This window comes from Ruegeria sp. H4, assembly GCF_056533065.1.
The window spans coordinates 2,207,219-2,222,072 of record NZ_JBQFOC010000001.1 but is presented as its reverse complement, the minus strand read 5'-3'; the positions used below and the strand labels follow the sequence as shown (position 1 = coordinate 2,222,072).

General features: G+C 56.2%; 14 protein-coding genes. 9 read left to right on the top strand and 5 right to left on the bottom strand.

The window, feature by feature from the left end; genetic code table 11:
• Positions 1–12: 12 nt before the first annotated feature.
• From dmdD to ACR0KG_RS10795, 9 genes are all read left to right on the top strand, one after another.
• Entirely contained in the window at positions 13–822 is an 810-nt protein-coding gene (dmdD, locus tag ACR0KG_RS10835; protein ID WP_480827252.1) for a methylthioacryloyl-CoA hydratase, read from the top strand.
• Between the two features lie 16 nt (positions 823–838).
• Positions 839–2,452 carry an AMP-binding protein gene (locus ACR0KG_RS10830; protein WP_480827251.1) on the top strand — a complete coding sequence of 538 codons (1,614 nt, stop codon included), beginning with the start codon at positions 839–841 and terminating at the stop codon, positions 2,450–2,452.
• A gap of 397 nt (positions 2,453–2,849) precedes the next feature.
• Positions 2,850–3,311: a hypothetical protein gene (locus ACR0KG_RS10825; RefSeq protein WP_480549717.1), complete on the top strand. Its 462-nt coding sequence runs from the start codon at positions 2,850–2,852 to the stop codon at positions 3,309–3,311.
• Positions 3,308–3,976 (top strand): ABC transporter ATP-binding protein, encoded by a 669-nt coding sequence (locus tag ACR0KG_RS10820; protein ID WP_480827250.1) that lies wholly within the window; start codon positions 3,308–3,310, stop codon positions 3,974–3,976. Before ACR0KG_RS10825 ends, ACR0KG_RS10820 begins: the two co-directional genes overlap by 4 nt.
• Positions 3,973–5,142, top strand: a complete 1,170-nt coding sequence (locus tag ACR0KG_RS10815; protein ID WP_480827249.1) for an ABC transporter permease — start codon at positions 3,973–3,975, stop codon at positions 5,140–5,142. Before ACR0KG_RS10820 ends, ACR0KG_RS10815 begins: the two co-directional genes overlap by 4 nt.
• Before the next feature lie 16 nt (positions 5,143–5,158).
• On the top strand, positions 5,159–5,929 hold the full coding sequence (locus ACR0KG_RS10810; protein WP_480827248.1) for a DUF4198 domain-containing protein: 771 nt from the start codon (positions 5,159–5,161) through the stop codon (positions 5,927–5,929).
• Entirely contained in the window at positions 5,926–6,261 is a 336-nt protein-coding gene (locus tag ACR0KG_RS10805; protein WP_480827247.1) for a hypothetical protein, read from the top strand. The genes ACR0KG_RS10810 and ACR0KG_RS10805 overlap by 4 nt, the downstream gene beginning before the upstream one ends.
• Positions 6,262–6,263: 2 nt before the next feature.
• Positions 6,264–7,157: a metal ABC transporter substrate-binding protein gene (locus ACR0KG_RS10800; RefSeq protein WP_480827246.1), complete on the top strand. Its 894-nt coding sequence runs from the start codon at positions 6,264–6,266 to the stop codon at positions 7,155–7,157.
• A gap of 69 nt (positions 7,158–7,226) precedes the next feature.
• Positions 7,227–8,720: a cryptochrome/photolyase family protein gene (locus tag ACR0KG_RS10795; RefSeq protein WP_480827245.1), complete on the top strand. Its 1,494-nt coding sequence runs from the start codon at positions 7,227–7,229 to the stop codon at positions 8,718–8,720.
• Between the two features lie 66 nt (positions 8,721–8,786).
• On the opposite strand, the gene betA is transcribed toward ACR0KG_RS10795, so the two are convergent.
• From betA to choX, 5 genes are all read right to left on the bottom strand, one after another.
• On the bottom strand, positions 8,787–10,430 hold the full coding sequence (gene betA / locus ACR0KG_RS10790; RefSeq protein ID WP_480827346.1) for a choline dehydrogenase: 1,644 nt from the start codon (positions 10,428–10,430) through the stop codon (positions 8,787–8,789).
• 11 nt (positions 10,431–10,441) lie between these two features.
• Positions 10,442–11,893, bottom strand: a complete 1,452-nt coding sequence (betB, locus tag ACR0KG_RS10785; RefSeq protein WP_480549703.1) for a betaine-aldehyde dehydrogenase — start codon at positions 11,891–11,893, stop codon at positions 10,442–10,444.
• A 33-nt stretch (positions 11,894–11,926) separates the two neighbouring features.
• A complete protein-coding gene (gene choV, locus ACR0KG_RS10780; protein ID WP_480549701.1) occupies positions 11,927–12,949 on the bottom strand; it encodes a choline ABC transporter ATP-binding protein in 1,023 nt (340 codons plus the stop codon).
• Between the two features lie 2 nt (positions 12,950–12,951).
• Positions 12,952–13,782: a choline ABC transporter permease subunit gene (gene choW / locus ACR0KG_RS10775; RefSeq protein WP_170535328.1), complete on the bottom strand. Its 831-nt coding sequence runs from the start codon at positions 13,780–13,782 to the stop codon at positions 12,952–12,954.
• Positions 13,783–13,863: 81 nt separating this feature from the next.
• Positions 13,864–14,781, bottom strand: a complete 918-nt coding sequence (gene choX / locus ACR0KG_RS10770; RefSeq protein WP_170535326.1) for a choline ABC transporter substrate-binding protein — start codon at positions 14,779–14,781, stop codon at positions 13,864–13,866.
• Positions 14,782–14,854: the final 73 nt, after the last annotated feature.

The following is a 14,854-nucleotide window of genomic DNA, read 5'->3' as shown; positions in this document are numbered from 1 at the left end:
AGGATCCGCAAAATGAATGATGTCGTGAACCCCGCCACCTATGAGAACCTCGCGATTTCCGAGCGTGACAATGGCCTCTATGTCGTGACCCTGAACCGCCCGACCAAGCGCAATGCCTTGGACGTGGCCACGATCGAAGAACTAATCCGCTTTTTCAGCGGCGCACGCATGGCCGGCGTTCGGGCTGTTGTGCTGACCGGCGAAGGCGACCACTTCTGCGCAGGTCTGGATCTGGTGGAACACTGGAAAGCCGACCGCAGCCCCGATGACTTCATGCATGTCTGCCTGCGCTGGCATGAGGCGTTCAACAAGATGGAATATGGTGGTGTGCCGATCATCGCCGCCCTGAAAGGCGCGGTGGTTGGCGGCGGGCTGGAGCTTGCCAGCGCCGCCCATATCCGCGTCATCGATCCCGGCACCTATTTCGCCTTGCCCGAGGGACAGCGCGGGATTTTCACGGGCGGAGGCGCAACCATCCGTGTCTCGGACATGATCGGCAAATACCGCATGATCGACATGATCCTGACCGGCCGCGTCTATCAGGGGCAAGAGGCCGTCGATCTGGGGCTGGCGCAGTACATCACCGAAGACCGTGGTAGCATGGCCAAGGCAATGGAACTGGCAGACCAAATCGCGCAGAACCTGCCTTTGACCAATTTTGCGATCTGTTCGGCGATCAGCCATTTGAACAACATGTCCGGCATGGATGCAGCTTATGCCGAAGCCGTGGTCGGCGGCGTGGTTAACACCCAGCCCGCCGCCCGCGAACGGCTGGAAGCTTTTGCCAATAAGACCGCCGCCCGCGTGCGGCCCAACAGCTAAGACAGGCGGGACCCGGATGCGTCACCATTTCGAAGCTCTTCAGAAGACACAGGCCAATCATGTGCCTTTGTCCCCTTTGTCCTTCCTGCGTCGCGCCGAATCGCTGCATGGCGCGCGCACCGCTGTTATCTATGGTGACATCCGACGAAGCTGGGCGGAAACCGCCGCCCGCATTCGCGCGGTGGCCAGCGGGTTGGCCGCGCTTGGCGTGCAGAAAGGCGATACGGTCTCGGTCCTCAGCCCGAACATCCCGGAACTGTTCGAGTTGCATTTTGCCCTGCCCCTGACCGGAGGCGTGCTGAATACGCTCAACACCCGGCTCGAGCCCGAAACCATCGCCTATATTCTGGATCATGCGGACACCAAACTGGTGATCGTGGACCGGGAACTGGTGCCGCTTTTGTCCAAAGCCTTTGATCTGCTGGGCCGCACAATAGCTGTGGTCGAAATCGCCGATCCCGCTGCCACTGGTCAAAGCCTCGGCGGCCAGACCTATGAGGCACTGACCACAGCTCCGCCCCTGCCGGTCGATCTGCCCGATGATGAGTGGGACGCGATTGCGCTGAACTACACTTCGGGCACCTCGGGCCGCCCCAAGGGCGTTGTCTATCACCACCGTGGAGCGTACCTGATGGCGTTAGGTACGGGCACCGCGTGGCAGATGCCGCCCTATCCGGTCTATCTGTCCGTCGTACCGATGTTCCACTGCAATGGCTGGGGGCATCCCTGGTTGATGGCGATGCTTGGTGGGACGGTTGTCTTTACACGCATCCCCGCCGCAGACCCTATTCTGGAGGCGATCCGCACCCATGGCGTGACCCATTTCGGTGCCGCCCCCATCGTGCTGCAAATGCTGGCAGAGGCCGAAAGCGACGCTGGCCCCTTTGATCCCGCAATCCGCGTGTTGACCGCCGGCGCGCCTCCGCCTCCTTCGGTTTTGGAAAAGACCCGCGCGATGGGGTTTGACGTCATGCAGGTCTATGGTCTGACCGAGACTTACGGCCACATCTCGCAATGCCTCTGGCAGGAAGAGTGGAACGATCTCAGCCCAGCGGAACAGGCTGAATTGCAGGCACAACAGGGCATCGCCTTCCCGATGGTCGAAGAGGTCACGGTGATCGACCGTGACAGCGGCGCACCGGTACAGCGCGATGGTGCCACACAAGGTGAGATCGCCATTCGGGGCAACACGGTCATGGCCGGGTATTACAAAGACGCCGAGGCGACCTCGAACGCCTTCGAGGACGGCTGGTTCTGGTCCGGCGACGGAGCTGTGATGCATGAGAATGGATACATTCAGATCCGCGACCGCCTGAAGGACGTGATCATCTCGGGCGGCGAAAACATCTCATCCGTCGAGGTCGAAGCGGTGCTGTATCGCCATGACGCGATTCAGGCCGCCGCCGTGGTCGCAATGCCGCATGAGAAATGGGGCGAGGTCCCCTGCGCCTTTATCGAATTACGCGACGGGGCCGAGGTAACCGCTGAGGATATCATCGCTTTCTGTCGCGATCATCTGGCCGGGTTCAAAGCCCCAAAAGCAGTTGTTTTCGAGGCACTTCCGAAGACCTCGACCGGTAAAATCCAGAAATTCCAACTGCGCGGCCGCGTCAAGACACTCGGTCTTTGAGGCCGGTTACGTGCAGCAGCTAATGATCGCAGTCCAACGAGAGATGGAATCTTTGATCAGCGGCGAAGGTCGCTGATCAGAACCACTTGACCCCAGCCCTAGCTTTGCCAATGACTGGTTTCAGCCATAGATGCGCGCCGCTTCGATGGTCGCTGGGCAGCGCGGTCGATAAGAAAGCCAAGCTGTGCAATACCCGATACGGGTCAGGGCTTTTATTATCGATCCAATCGATGTTCTGGAACGTAATTGGATTAAGCTGGGATTTGGATACATGGGTCAGAACGTTCTGTTAACCATAGTTTTTGCATTGGGCGTTGGCGGAATTGCTGGCTTTATTTTTCTATCGTCCGAAAGATCGGCAGATGCATTGCCTCCCGGGGCTTATTCGGTACCAAACATGCCCGGAATGACGGTTCCGGTCGCCTATGAGCTATCAGATGAGTTGATTCCGGCGTTATTGATCGTGATCTACGAGGCCTTCGCGCAGACCCAAGAAGATACCATTTATGACCAGTTGGCAAAGGTCACGCATGGCGACGCGCTGGAGTATCTTTACCTCGAACGGGTTGGTGCGATGGAAGGGAATGGGCTGGATCAAGCGGATCAGACCATCCACGAAATCAGCCTATTGGACAGCCTCGTGACGCAAAGCGATGAGACGCTTGAGGTCGATGCAACATGGCAGGTTATTGGGACGGTCGGTCACGCTGAACACCTTCATGTACGAGGTAATACCTATTATGCCGCCTTGTCGATCTCTCCGATTGAGGGTGCATGGCGGATTACAGATTTCGACTTGCTTGAGGTCAGCCGGGACAGCGCAGGTGAGGTTTTTCAGGTTTCGGAAGAAAATCAATGATCCGCGTCGAAGACCTTAGCTTTAGTTACAGTTCCGGCGCGTTTCGCTTGCGGGTGCCGCAGCTATCCCTGAGGGAGGGCGAACGTCTGGCCATCGTTGGGCCAAGCGGAAGTGGAAAGACAACCCTGCTGAACCTGATCGCGGGTATTCTGACACCTGAAACAGGGTGTATCGAGGTGGCCGGAACAAATGTCTCGGGATTGCCAAATGCGGCGCGTCGTCGGTTTCGCGCCAGTCATATCGGTTTCGTTTTTCAGGATTTTGCTCTGCTGGATTACCTGAGCGCACGGCAAAACATCCTGTATCCCCATCGCATTACACCCGCGCTCAAACTCGATTTCGCGGCGCGGAGCCGGGCAGAGGCTTTGGCGGAGGCCTGTGGTATTGGTGATAAGCTGGACAGGCATCCCGAGGCCCTTAGCCAGGGGGAACAGCAACGCGTTGCCATCTGCCGTGCTTTGGTGACCCAACCCAAGCTTATCCTGTCTGACGAGGCGACCGGCAATCTGGATCCGGAAAGCAAAGGACGCATCCTGGATTTGCTGTTCGAGCAAGCCGCAAGCGCGGGGGCGACGGTTCTGGCCGTGACCCATGATCACGAACTTTTGCCGCGTTTTGAGCGAGTTATCGACTTTGCGCAATATCGCGAGGCGGCCGAGCTATGAATGCGCTCTACCTCGCCTTTTCCTATCTGCGTTATCATTGGGCGCGCAGTCTTATATTAGTGATCGCGACGGCGCTGATCTTGTTTGTGCCGGTTGCCACACAGATCTTGCTTTCCACAAGCCAGACCGCCTTGGTCGCGCGGGGTGAGGCGACGCCACTGCTGTTGGGCAATCGTGGATCGCGGTTGGATCTGACAATGGCTGCCCTGTATTTCTCAGATGAACGCCCTGATCCCATCGCGATGCGAGAGGTGGATGTGATCTGGGACAGCAATTTGGCTCTTCCCATCCCGGTTCATACTGCGTTTTCGTCTGGCGGGTTCCGGATCGTAGGAACGACACTCGATTATTTTGAGTTCAGGGATTTGGCACTCGCAGATGGGCGGGGCCTGTCCTTTCTGGGTGAAGCGGTGATCGGGGCGCAAGTGGCCCAAGACCTGGGGAAGGGCGTAGGCGATGTGTTAGTCTCCGCGCCCGAGAATCTGTTCGACCTTGATGGCGTTTACCCTCTAGAGATGCCAATCGTCGGGGTGTTGGCTCCGACCAACACGCCAGACGATCAAGCGATTTTTGTTGATATCAAAACGGCTTGGGTGATCCAAGGGATTGGGCATGGCCACGAGGATGTGGTGACCGCCGCGGATATTGCAGCTGGGACTGATGCGCTGGCGAATGCAGCTGTGGTGCAATATCAGCGTATCACGCCGGACAATATCGATAGCTTTCATTTTCATGGGGCACAGGCTGAGTTTCCAGCCACTGCTGTGATCTTAGTCCCGAATGACCGGCGGTCGGCCACGATCCTGAAAGGGCGGTATCTGGACAGCGAAAATCCCAGCCAATTGTTTGAACCGGCGCAGGTCATACAAGGGCTGGTCGATCGGATATTTCGGATCAAATCATTATTGGACGTGGTGACGGCGATCATCGCAGTGGCGGCTGTTGCCGCCGTTGGGCTTGCCGTTTTCCTAAGCTATCGGCTGCGCGCAAAAGAGATTGCGACAGCCGTCAAGTTGGGGGCCAGGCAGGGCATGGTTTTGCGTCTGCTGGCAGCCGAAACAGTCACTCTGCTGTTCATTTCAGGGTGTATCGCAGCCTTTGGTGCTGCGTTGGTGTCACGACATGCTGAGACTTGGGTGGGCTGGCTGCTCTCGCTCGGCACATGATCAGAAAGGAATGACTATGAAAAAGCATATTCTTCTGGCGGCATTGGCAGGCAGCGTTTCTGTCACACCTGCGCTTGCCCACTACGGAATGATCATCCCGAATGATCCGATGATCAGTCAGGAAGATGGCCGCAGCTTATCCTTGACCATGTCCTTCTCACATCCGTTTGAACTGGACGGGATGACACTGGAAAAACCTGCAGCCTTTACCGTCACACATGAAGGGCAAACAACAGACATCCTGAGCAGCCTTGAGGGTGCCACTGTTATGGATGAACAGGGATATACGCTCGATTTTCCGCTTGAACGCCCGGGCACTTACATCTTTGCGATGGAGCCCAAACCTTACTGGGAACCCGCTGAAGATGCTTTCATTATTCACTACACCAAAACCTATGTAACGGCTTACGGAGATGATGAGGGTTGGGATGCCGAGCTTGGTCTCAAGACCGAGATTGTGCCCTTGTCTAAACCGTTTGGTTTGTGGGAGCACAATGTCTTTCAGGGTATTGTCAAGATGGATGGGACACCCGTACCTTATGCCGAAGTTGAAGTAGAGTTCTTTAACAATGGCGCCGGTGCAACCGCGCCGGATGAGTTGATGATCACGCAAACAGTGAAGGCAGACGCCGATGGTGTCTTTACCTATGCGGCGCCATCCGACGGTTGGTGGGGTTTTGCTGCGCTTAATACGGCGGACTATACCTTGCCTCAGGATGGTGAAGACAAGGCTGTCGAACTGGGCGCAGTTCTGTGGGTGCATTTCGAGGAATGGACAGGTCAGTGATCCGAACACTTGGTTTAGCCGCCCTATGCGCCGCTGCCCCCTTGGCTGCGGCTGCACACAAACTTGTCGTTTTCGCCTCGGTCGATTGCAAAATGGTGACGGTTGAAGCGAAGTTTTCGAACGGCAAACCCGCCCAAAAAGGTGAGGTGCGCGTACTGGATGGGCAGAATGCTTTGCTGCAAACCCTCTCGGTTGACAGCGATGGCATGGCGTATATCCCCCTCAGCAGTGTTGATCATTCAACCGGTCTGGTGATTGAGGTTGATACCGGAGACCACGATAACTACTGGATTGTCACGCCCGAAGATATCGCGCGGAAATGCGGGAGTTGATCATGAAAAGGATGCTCACGTGTGGTGCGCTGATGGTTCTGGGTCTGCTCGTGGCCACGTTTGCGACCGCACAAGAACGGTCAAAAATTGTAGCAGTTAACTACCCGTTGCAGTATTTCGCCGAACGCCTTTTAGGGGATGCCGCAGATGTGGTGTTTCCCGTACCCGCGGATGTCGATCCTTCGTTTTGGCGGCCCTCTATCGCTGATATCAGCATGATCCAATCGGCAGACCTGATCCTGCTGAACGGTGCCGCCTTTGCCACTTGGATTGATCGCGTGTCTCTGCCGCGATCCCGGTTGGTCAACACCTCTGCCGCGCTTGAGGACCGATACATCGCTACCGAAAGTATCACCCACAGCCATGGTGAGGGTGGAGAACACTCGCATGAGGGATTAGCATCCTACATCTGGCTTGACCCAACTTTGGCGATTAAGCAGGCGGAGGCAATTGCGAAGGCCGCAACTCAGCGTGCGCTTGCCCCGCCTGAAGAGATTGCTGCCCGGCTCGATACACTCCGCGCTGAATTGCTGGCGTTGGATCAAACAGCCCAATCGCTGCTTGTGGGCGGCACAAATGTCACTCTGATCGCGACGCATCCAAGGTATCAGTATTTCGGTCGCCGCTACGGTCTGGAAATCGCATCGCTTGAGTGGGAGGCTGGGGCCGCTCCAAATTCGGAGCAATTGGCCGAATTGCTTGATCTCAAACAACAGACAAGTGCAGAGGTATTGATCTGGGAAGCAGATCCACCAATGGCAGCGTTGCGAGCTGTGGAAGAGCTGGGGATGCAGAATGTGGTCTTCCCACCTCTTGTCCATAGGCCGGAGGGTGCAGATTTCGTAAACAGCTACGAAGATTCGGTTCTTGCCCTATCGACGGCATTGGCGAACTGACACGCCTTTCTGCGCCTGTGCAGATGTGCGCGAGCTAGGCCTAATGACTTTCTAGCTTGGAGATATGGATTGACCGCGGCGACACTCATTCTTCCCAATCAGCTTTATGCCGATCACCCCGGATTAGTCGACGCTTCGACGCGTGTGATCTTGTTTGAGGATCCTCTGTTCTTTGGCGACGCGCAGTACCCGGCAAAGATGCACAAGCAAAAGCTTTGGTTGCATCGTGCAAGCATGTCCCGATACCACCGCAACCTGCTGGATAAAGGCCTGAATGCCGAAATCTTTTCTTATGAAATGCGAACAGATGCGTGCGGTCTCTTGTTCCAGGGGCTGTCACAGGACGGTGTCAGTTCGGTTGTGATGGCTGACCCGGTAGATTTCATTGCAGAGAAGCGCCTGCAAAAGGCCGCGCTTCATGCGGGTATCGCGCTTGAAATTCGTCCATCTCCCGGTTTTCTGAATACTAAGGCAGACAATGAAATTTGGCGAAGTGGTCACAAACGCTGGTTCATGGCCGACTTCTATAAGCATCAGCGGCGCCGGCTGGGTGTTTTGATGGACGGCGATGAACCAATCGGTGGACAATGGAGCTTTGATCACGACAACCGCAAGAAAGTTCCCAAAGCTCTTCTGGGATGTTTGCCTTGGATCGACTGGCCGGAACATGGCGCGCTGGATTACGCTGCAAGAGAGAGTATAAATACAGATTTCCCAAATGCTTACGGCTCACTGGACAGGCTGTATTACCCGACATCTCATAAGGCCGCCGAGATTTGGTTGAACCAATTTCTCGAGCGCCGTTTTGATCGGTTCGGCGACTATGAAGATGCAATTGTAGAAGGCGAAAACTGGCTCTGGCACGCGGTCCTGACGCCCGCGCTGAACATCGGGTTGTTAACTCCAAGACAAGTAATCGACGCAACTGTTGATTATGCGCAGTCCCGAGACGTTCCGCTCAATTCCATAGAAGGTTTTGTCCGCCAGATCATTGGTTGGCGAGAGTTTATGCGCGCCACGTATGAAGACCTTGGCGTACCTATGCGGACGACTAACCATTGGGGACACAGCCGAAGGATGCCGACAGCGTTTTATGATGGCACAACAGGGATAGGCCCAATCGACGATACCATCACGAGGGTTCTTCAGACCGGATATTGCCATCACATTGAACGGCTGATGGTTTTGGGTGGGTTCATGTTTCTGTGTGAAATTGATCCAGACGACGTGTACCGCTGGTTCATGGAGATGTTCGTGGACAGCTACGATTGGGTCATGGTTCCAAATACGTATGCCATGAGCCAGCACGCAGATGGCGGGCTTATCACGACCAAACCTTATTTCTGTGGCTCAAACTACATCCGCAAAATGAGCCATTGGGCCAAAGGGCCTTGGTCAGAGGTCTGGGATGCCTTGTATTGGCGGTTCATAGTCAAGCATCAGGACAATCTCGGGCGAAATCCACGCTGGGCCATGATGTGCCGAACTGCGGCCCGAATGAAGCCAGAGAGAAGAGATCGATACGTTGCGACTGCGGATGCCTTTCTTGCGCGTCTATCCTGATCCAGTAGTAACCTTGCTTCTACCAATCAATTCTATGCGTACCGATGCCGGCGCGCATTCTGACTTTCAACTCGTGTGCAACCATGGCTTAGCATTTGAGGGCGGCAGGGGCGTCTGACCCAGGATATGGTCAGACGCTTTTTCCCCCACCATGATCGATGGCGCATTCAGGTTCCCGTTGGTAATGCGCGGGAAGATCGAACTGTCAGCAACGCGCAGCCCGTCCACTCCGATCACGCGGCATTCCGGGTCAACTACGGCTGTTTTGTCGTCGGCTCGGCCCATTTTGCAGGTCCCGCAGGGGTGATAGGCGCTCTCGGCATGTTCGCGGATGAAACCGTCCAGATCGTCATCGGATTGCAGCGCCGAACCGGGCTGGATTTCAGATTTCACATAAGGTTTGAACGCGTCCTGCGCGAAAATCTCGCGTGTCATGCGGATGCACCTGCGGAAATCGATCCAGTCTTGTTCGGTGCTCATGTAGTTGAACCGGATTTCCGGCGCAGCCAACGGATCCGCAGACCGTAGTTGGATCGACCCGCGCGAAGGCGATCGCATTGGGCCGACATGTGCCTGAAACCCATGGCCTTCGGCAGCGGCTTTGCCGTCATATCGCACCGCCATGGGCAAGAAGTGATATTGCACATCTGGATAGGTTTTTGAAGGGTCAGACCGCAAAAACGCAGCCGATTCAAACTGGTTCGACGCCCCAAGACCCTTTTTGAAAAACAGCCATTGCGCCCCGATCACTGCCTTGGAGAACAGGTTCCAGTGTTTGTACAGTGTGATCGGCTGCTTGCTGGCCATCTGGATATAGAGTTCGAGATGATCCTGCAGGTTCTGCCCAACCCCAGGTCGGTCGGCGACGACCTCGATCCCATGCTGTTTCAGATGCGCGGCTGGCCCAATGCCGGACAGCATCAGCAGTTTCGGAGAGTTGATGGACGAGGCCGCAACAATCACCTCTCGGTTTGCATGCAGAACCTCGGTTTTTGATCCGTTGATCACTTCGACGCCGGTCGCGCGTCCGTTTTCGATCACGATCCGCTTGGCAAAGGCGCGCACAAGCTGGCAGTTCTCGCGTTTCAAAGCCGGTCGCAGATAGGCGTTCGCAGCAGACCAGCGCCGACCTTTGTAGACGGTCTGCTCCATCGGGCCAAAGCCCTCTTGCTTTTCGCCGTTATAGTCCTCGGTTAACTCGTATCCGGCCTGATGACCAGCCTCGACAAAGGCGTGAAACAGCGGGTTTTTTCGTGGGCCGCGCGTTACATGAAGCGGCCCGTCCGTACCCCGCCACATCGGGTCGCCCCCGTGCCCGGCGCTGTTCCAGGTTTCCATCCGCTTGAAATAGGGAAGAACGTTCTTGTAGGCCCAGCCATCAGCACCGGCATCTTGCCAATGGTCATAGTCAAGCGCATGGCCACGCACATAAACCATCCCGTTGATCGACGATGATCCACCGATGACCTTGCCGCGTGGCGTCGCCAAACGTCGGTTGTTCAACTGTGGTTCCGGTTCGCTTTGGAACCCCCAATCGTATAGGGGCATGTTCATCGGGTAGGACAGCGCCGCGGGCATTTGAATAAATGGCCCAACATCCGAGCCGCCAAATTCGATCACCAGAACCGAATGTTTGCCATTTTCTGACAGCCGATAGGCCATCGCACACCCGGCAGAGCCTGCGCCGACGATGATGTAATCTGCATTCAGCTTGGTCATGATCAGTACGGAGCCTCAACCGGTGTCATGCGCACGAAAACCGTCTTGAGTTGGCTGTAGTGCTCGATTGCAGCCTTCGAGTTCTCGCGCCCAACGCCCGATTTCTTCATTCCGCCAAAGGGTATCTCGACGGGTGCGTCGTTGTAGGAGTTGATGAAACAGGTGCCCGCATCCAAGCGGTCAATCACCCGATGCGCGCGCGTCAGGTCCGAAGTGAACACACCCGCTGCCAGCCCCAATTCGGTGTCGTTAGCACGGGTGATCACCTCGTCTTCGGTTTCGAATTCAAGGATCGACATGACCGGGCCGAAAATCTCTTCCCGCGCGATGGTCATGTCATCGTGCACATCCGAGAAGATGACCGGTTCAATAAAGAACCCATCTCTGTCGATCTGCGCGCCGCCATAGGCGAGGGTTGCGCCTTCTGCTTTGCCTTTGGCGATGTAGCCTTCGACGATCTCAAGCTGGCGGGCCGATACCATTGGACCCATCTGGGTTTCTTCGTCCCTGGGATCGCCGATGATGATCTTAGATGTCCGCTCGATCAGGCACTCCAAAAAACGGTCCTTGATCCCGGATTGTACAAAGACACGTGTTCCATTCGAACAGACCTGGCCGGTCGAATAGAAGTTGCCCAGCAGCGCGCCGCCAACCGCGTCTTCAAGCGACGCGTCGTCGAAGACGATCAGAGGAGATTTTCCTCCCAGTTCCATCGTCACATGTTTCATGCCCGCTGCCGCAGAGGCATAGACCTTGGCCCCGGTCGCAGCCGACCCGGTCAGCGAGACCTTGTCGATATCAGGATGCTGGGTCAGCGCCGCGCCGACATCTCCATAACCCTGTATGACATTGAACAACCCTGCCGGTGCACCGGCCTCGATCAGAATCTCGGCAATTTTCAAGGCGCTCAGTGGCGTGAATTCGGACGGCTTAAAAACCATCGCGTTTCCGCAGGCCAAGGCAGGAGCCCCTTTCCAGCACGCGATCTGAGTGGGGTAGTTCCACGCCCCGATACCGGCACACACGCCCAGAGGGACGCGTTTTGTATAGGCCCAATCTTCACCCAGCGGGATATGTTCGCCGGTCAGGCTAGCGGCAAGCCCGCCGAAATACTCCAGTGCATCCGCGCCCGAGGTTGCATCGGCGCAGATTGTCTCCTGCAGCGGTTTGCCCGTGTCATGGGTCTCCAACCAGGACAGATCATGATTGCGCGCGCGGATCAGATCTGCGGCGCGTCGCAGAACCCGGCCCCGCTCGGTTCCGGTTTGTTTGGCCCACTGGATTTGCGCTGCGCGCGCCGTTTTGACGGCAAGTTCAACAATCTCGGCTGTGGCTGAATGCAGGCGGGCGATCTCTTCGCCATTTGCCGGGAAGACACAGGAAATCGGGGTTCCGTTTGCATCCTCGATATAGGCGCCATTCACGAAATGGCTGGCCTTTGGTTGAAAGTCCATCTTGATATTCCGTTATGTCACCGGGGCTAATGCTCAGCACCGCTCGGACAGGTTTTTGACCAGTGAGGTGTTCGAAATCTCGCCCAGGCGCGATCCGTCGCGCATGACGATCAAAGGCGTTCCGTCATCGGGCAGAATTGACATGACGTCTTTGACGGCCATTTCTGCCGGAATCTCGCGCCCTTCCGCCTGACCGGGTGGCCCCATGACATCTTCGGCAGTCAGTACGCCCAGAGGATTCATGTGATTGACAAATTCCGTCACATACTCGTTCGCGGGGTCCGTATAGATTTCCTTTGGTGTCCCGCTTTGCACGATGCGCCCGCCTTCGAGGATGGCGATTTTGTCGCCCAGCTTGAAGGCTTCATCCAGATCGTGGCTGACAAAAACGATCGTGCGTTTGAGTTTGCGCTGAAGCTCCAGCAACTCATTTTGCAGATGGTTGCGGATTAGCGGGTCCAAGGCCGAAAACGGCTCGTCCATCAACAGGATCGGCGCCTCGGTGACAAAGGCACGCGCCAGCCCAACGCGTTGCTGCATGCCGCCTGACAGTTCTGAAACCTTCAGATCGGCCCATTCGGACAGACCAACAAGCTCCAGTTGTCGGTCCACGCGCTCCATGGTTTCTTTTTGCGGCGTGCCGCTCAGTTCCAGCCCAAGGCCAACATTTTCACGGACGCTGCGCCAGGGCAGCAGGCCGAATTGCTGAAACACCATCGCAACGCTGCTTTGGCGGATGGAGCGCAGGGTGGACGCATCTGCGCGGTTTACGTTGACCAGTGATCCTTGATGGCGCAATTGCACATCGCCGCGCACCACGGGGTTCAGGCCATTCACACTGCGCAGCAGGGTTGATTTACCGGATCCGGACAGGCCCATTAAGACTAGGATTTCGCCCTCATCCACCGTCAGCGAGCAATCATGGACCCCCAGAACCTGACCGGTCAGATCGCGGATTTCAGCGCGATCCTTTCCCTGATCCATCTCGGGCAGGGCGCGCTTTGGGTTGTCCCCAAACACAATCGAAACATTGTCGAACTTGACTGCGGTTGTCATGGTCAGCGCTCCATTCTCAGCATGCGGTCAAGCGCGATGGCGATGACCACGATGACCAAGCCGCTTTCGAACCCAAGCGCCGTGTTGACCTGGTTCAGGGCACGCACAACCGGAACACCCAGACCGCTGGCCCCGACCAGAGCCGCGATCACCACCATCGACAGCGACAGCATAATGGTCTGGTTCAAACCAGCCATGATCTGCGGAAAGGCCCACGGGATTTCAACTTTGACCAGCTTCTGAAACGGGGTCGCGCCAAAGGCATCCACAGCCTCGAGCAGAGACTCGGGCGTCGAAGACACGCCCAAATGGGTCAGGCGGATCGGGGCGGGCAGAACGAAGATAACCGTCGCTATCAGTCCGGGCACCATTCCGATGCCAAAGAAGACGATTGCCGGGATCAGATAGACAAAGGTTGGTAAGGTCTGCATCAGGTCCAGCACCGGTCGCAAAAAGCTGAAAAATCGCGGACGATGGGCTGCAGCAATGCCAATTGGCACGCCGATTGACATACAAACCACACAGGCCGACAAAACCAGCGTCAGGCTTTCGGTGGTTTCTTCCCAATAGCCTTGGTTGATCACAAACAGGAAGGACAGAAACACCAACAAACTGGTCTTCCAATTGCGCTGCAAAAGATAGGATATTGCGGTAAATGCAAGCACCGTAATCAGCGGGTTGGGGGTTTGAAGAACCCACAAAATACCGTCAATCAGCGCCTCAAGGCCTGTTGCCAGGGCATCAAAGAAGAATGCACCCTTGTTCTGCACCCATAGGAAAATCTGTTCGAGAAACTTCCCGACCGGGATTTTCGAACCCTCTAGCCAATCCATGGTTTCCCTTTCGCATCACAAAAAATCTCCGACCCCCACGGAGAAATAAGGGCCGGAGACAGAGTTGGTTTTTAGCTGAGATCAGAGACCCAGAGCGCTTTTGACAGCGGCATTCGCGTCACCGCCATCCAGCGTTGTGACCCCGTCCAGCCAAACCTCGACAGTGTCCATATTGCCTGCGAGCCAAGCCTTGGCCGCATCTGCTGGATCCTGACCATCTTCCAGAATGGCAGCCATGATTTCGTTTTCCATCGGCAGCGTGAACTCAAGATTGGTCAGTAACGCGCCAACGTTGGGGCATTCGGTGACATAGCCACTGCGGGTGTTGGTATAGACGTCGCCCTCGGCGCCGAACCATTCCTCACCGCCCGTTAGGTAGGTTAGCTCCATATTCGAGTTCATCGGGTGTGGTGCCCAGCCCAGGAACACCACGGGTTTGCCGCGGCCGTCGATGCGCGATGCTTGCGCCAGCATGCCCTGTTCCGAGCTTTCGACCAGGTTCATCGCGGACAAGCCAAACTTATCTTCGGCAATCAGGTCCAGAACAATGCGGTTACCGTCATTGCCCGGTTCGATCCCGTAAATTGTACCATCCAGAGCATCTGCGTGGGTGGCGATATCGGCAAAAGTGGCAATGCCCAGATCACGGCCCGCCGCGTTGGTGGCCAGCGTGTACTGAGTGCCCTTCAGGTTGGCGCGAACCGTGTCGACGGTGCCCGCTTCGCGGTAGGGGGCGATGTCGGCTTCCATCGTGGGCATCCAATTGCCCAGGAAGACATCCACATCCCCAAGTTCGAGCGATTTGTAAGTCACCGGCACGGACAGGACTTTGACATCCGTTTCATAGCCCAGCGCTTCAAGAATGGTTGTGGTCGTCGCTGTGGTCGCGGTGATGTCTGTCCATCCCACATCCGAAAATGTAACCTTGTCGCAGGCGGCATAAGCTGCGTTTGCGCTCAGAAGCGCCGCCAGCGCCGTTGCAGTCACTTTAAAAGACATCATGTTCTCCCGTTGGTTTCTTGTATATTTGTTGACGTATAATCAAAAAATTGATTCATTAGTCAATAATCAA

Bases quoted from the DNA above. Each gene is read 5' to 3' on its own strand.
- ACR0KG_RS10820 (WP_480827250.1), top strand. From the start codon at position 3,308: ATGATCCGCGTCGAAGACCTTAGCTTTAGTTACAGTTCCGGCGCGTTT.
- choW (WP_170535328.1), bottom strand. From the start codon at position 13,782: ATGGATTGGCTAGAGGGTTCGAAAATCCCGGTCGGGAAGTTTCTCGAA.
- ACR0KG_RS10825 (WP_480549717.1), top strand. From the start codon at position 2,850: ATGCCCGGAATGACGGTTCCGGTCGCCTATGAGCTATCAGATGAGTTG.
- ACR0KG_RS10810 (WP_480827248.1), top strand. From the start codon at position 5,159: ATGAAAAAGCATATTCTTCTGGCGGCATTGGCAGGCAGCGTTTCTGTC.
- dmdD (WP_480827252.1), top strand. From the start codon at position 13: ATGAATGATGTCGTGAACCCCGCCACCTATGAGAACCTCGCGATTTCC.
- ACR0KG_RS10800 (WP_480827246.1), top strand. From the start codon at position 6,264: ATGAAAAGGATGCTCACGTGTGGTGCGCTGATGGTTCTGGGTCTGCTC.
- choV (WP_480549701.1), bottom strand. From the start codon at position 12,949: ATGACAACCGCAGTCAAGTTCGACAATGTTTCGATTGTGTTTGGGGAC.
- betB (WP_480549703.1), bottom strand. From the start codon at position 11,893: ATGGACTTTCAACCAAAGGCCAGCCATTTCGTGAATGGCGCCTATATC.
- ACR0KG_RS10830 (WP_480827251.1), top strand. From the start codon at position 839: ATGCGTCACCATTTCGAAGCTCTTCAGAAGACACAGGCCAATCATGTG.
- choX (WP_170535326.1), bottom strand. From the start codon at position 14,781: ATGTCTTTTAAAGTGACTGCAACGGCGCTGGCGGCGCTTCTGAGCGCA.
- ACR0KG_RS10815 (WP_480827249.1), top strand. From the start codon at position 3,973: ATGAATGCGCTCTACCTCGCCTTTTCCTATCTGCGTTATCATTGGGCG.